The organism is Ideonella sp. (genome assembly GCF_035254525.1).
Classification (GTDB): domain Bacteria; phylum Pseudomonadota; class Gammaproteobacteria; order Burkholderiales; family Burkholderiaceae_C; genus Ideonella.
On sequence record NZ_DATFAN010000133.1, the window covers coordinates 1 to 2,560 of the forward strand.

Sequence of the window (2,560 nt, forward strand, 5' to 3'; positions counted from 1 at the left end):
TCCCGGCATCGACGGCGTGGTCGCGATCACGCATGGCAGCGGATGCGGCATGAGCGGCGAAGGCGAAGGCATCGAGCTGCTGCGCCGCACGCTGCGCGGCTATGCGGCGCACCCGAACTTCGCGGCGGTGCTGGTGATCGGCTTGGGCTGCGAAGTGAACCAGGTCGGCCCGCTGGTCGACGGGCTGGACGCCGCCGCACGCGCGCGCATCCGCACCTTGACCATCCAGGACGCCGGCGGCACGCGCGAGGCCATCGAGCGCGGCCAGCAACTGGTGCGCGAGCTCGCGGCGCCGGCGGCGACGGCGCGGCGCGTCACGGTGCCGGCGTCGCAGCTCGTCGTCGGGCTGCAATGCGGCGGCTCCGACGGGTATTCGGGCATCAGCGCCAACCCCGCGCTGGGCGCGGCGGTCGACCTGCTGGTGCGCCACGGCGGCACGGCGATCCTGTCGGAGACGCCCGAGATCTACGGCGCCGAGCACCTGCTGATCGCCCGCGCCGCCTCGCCCGAGGTGGCCGAGCGCCTGCGGGCGCGCCTGCGCTGGTGGGAAGACTACGCGGCGCGCAACGGCGCGCAGATGAACAACAACCCCTCGCCGGGCAACAAGGCGGGCGGCATCACCACCATCCTCGAGAAGTCGCTGGGCGCCGTGGCCAAGGGCGGCGGCAGCACGCTCATGGACGTGGTGGAGTACGCCGAGCCCGTGCGCAGCCGGGGCCTGGTGTTCATGGACACGCCCGGCTACGACCCGGTGTCGGCCACCGGCCAGGTGGCCGGCGGCGCCAACCTGATCTGCTTCACCACCGGCCGCGGCTCCGCCTATGGCTGCAAGCCCGTGCCTTCGGTGAAGCTCGCGACCAACAGCGCGATGTTCCGGCGCATGAGCCTGGACATGGACTTCAACACGGGCGAGATCATCGACGGCACGATGAGCGTGGCCGAGGCCGGCGAGCGCATCTTCCGGCTCATGCTGGCGGCCGCATCGGGCCAGCGCACGCTGAGCGAGCAGCATGGGGTGGGCGACAACGAGTTCGTGCCCTGGCAGGTCGGGGCGGTGATGTGAAGCAGGCAGCGCAGGTGGACGTGCTGACCCTCGGGGAGGCGATGGTGCTCTTCGCCGCCGAAGACGCCGTTCCGTTGGCGCAGGCCAGTCGCTTCCGTCGCCACAGCGCCGGTGCGGAGCTGAACGTGGCCATCGGCCTGGCGCGACTGGGCTTGCGCGTGGGCTACCTGAGCCGCCTGGGCGCCGACAGCTTGGGCCGGTTCCTGCTCGACACCTTGGCCTGCGAGGGCATCGTGAGCGGGCTGGTGGAGGTTTGCGAAGGCCAGCGAACCGGCTTCATGCTCAAGGCCCGCGCGACCGACGGCAGCGACCCGGAGATCGAATACCACCGCCGCGGCTCGGCGGCCAGCGGCATGGGCCCGCAGGACCTGCAGCGCCTGGCCGGCGTGCGTGCGCGCCATCTGCACCTGACCGGCATCTCCCCCGCGCTGTCGGCGGGCTGCCGCGCGCTGGTATTCGATGCTGTTCGTTGGGCGCGCGAGCACGGGCTCAGCATCTCCTTCGACCCCAACCTGCGTCCGCGGCTGTGGGCCGGCGCTCGCGAGATGGTGGACACGGTGAACGAGCTGGCGGCGCTGTGCGATCTGGTGCTTCCCGGCGTCGAGGAGGGAAGATGCCTGACCGGCTTGCAGTCCCCCGAGGCGATCGCCGACCACTGTCTGGAGCGCGGCGCTTCGCAGGTGGTGGTGAAGCTGGGCGCGGCGGGCGCGTGGTGCGCCGCGCGCGACGGCACGCGGCAGCTCGTGCCCGGAGTGCCGGTGCCGCACGTGGTCGACACGGTGGGCGCCGGGGACGGTTTCGCGGCGGGTGTGATCAGTGGCCTGCTCGAAGGCTTGACGCTGCCCGAGGCGGCGATGCGCGGCAACCGGATCGGCGCGCGCGTCGTGCAGCACCCCGGCGACAGCGACGGCCTGCCGACGAGGTGCCAACTGGATCAGGCCGGATCACCGGTCGGATGAATGACGAGGATTGAACACGCGATGGATCTTCATCTCAAGGACAAGATCGTTCTCGTCACCGGCGGTGCTGCCGGCATCGGCGCGGCCATCTGCCGACAACTGGCCCGCGAGGCGGCGATCCCCGTCGTGCTGGATCGATCGCCGCTCGACCCCTCGCTGGAGCAGGAGCTGGGCTCGCTGCAGCCGCGCTTCGAATACTTCCAGCTGGAGATGATGGATGAGCCTGGCTGCCGAGAAGCGGTGGCGCGGACCGTCTCCCGCTTCGGCGGCATCGATGGCCTCGTGAACAACGCGGGCGTCAACGACGGCGTCGGCCTGGAGGCCGGCTGCGAGGCCTTCCGGCGCTCGCTCGAGGCCAACCTCGTGCACTGCTACCTCATGGCCCACCTGTGCCTGGAACAGCTCGTGCAGCGCCGCGGCGCCATCGTCAACATCGCCTCCAAGACCGCGCTCACCGGCCAGGGCGGCACCAGCGGCTATGTCGCCGCCAAGGCCGGGTTGCTGGGATTGACGCGCGAATGGGCGGCCTCGCTCGCGC

3 protein-coding genes are annotated in these 2,560 nt (G+C 71.4%); all 3 read left to right on the forward strand.

Annotated elements, in window-relative coordinates; translation table 11 throughout:
• Window positions 1-1,063, forward strand: a 1,063-nt coding sequence (locus VJ693_RS13100; RefSeq protein ID WP_324154744.1) for a UxaA family hydrolase, incomplete at its 5' end; no start/stop codon positions are given.
• Between the two features lie 14 nt (window positions 1,064-1,077).
• Complete coding sequence (locus VJ693_RS13105; RefSeq protein ID WP_324154746.1) at window positions 1,078-2,022, forward strand: sugar kinase; 945 nt, start codon at window positions 1,078-1,080, stop codon at window positions 2,020-2,022.
• Window positions 2,023-2,043: 21 nt separating this feature from the next.
• The coding region (locus tag VJ693_RS13110) for an SDR family NAD(P)-dependent oxidoreductase (RefSeq protein WP_324154747.1) at window positions 2,044-2,560 on the forward strand (517 nt) is incomplete at its 3' end.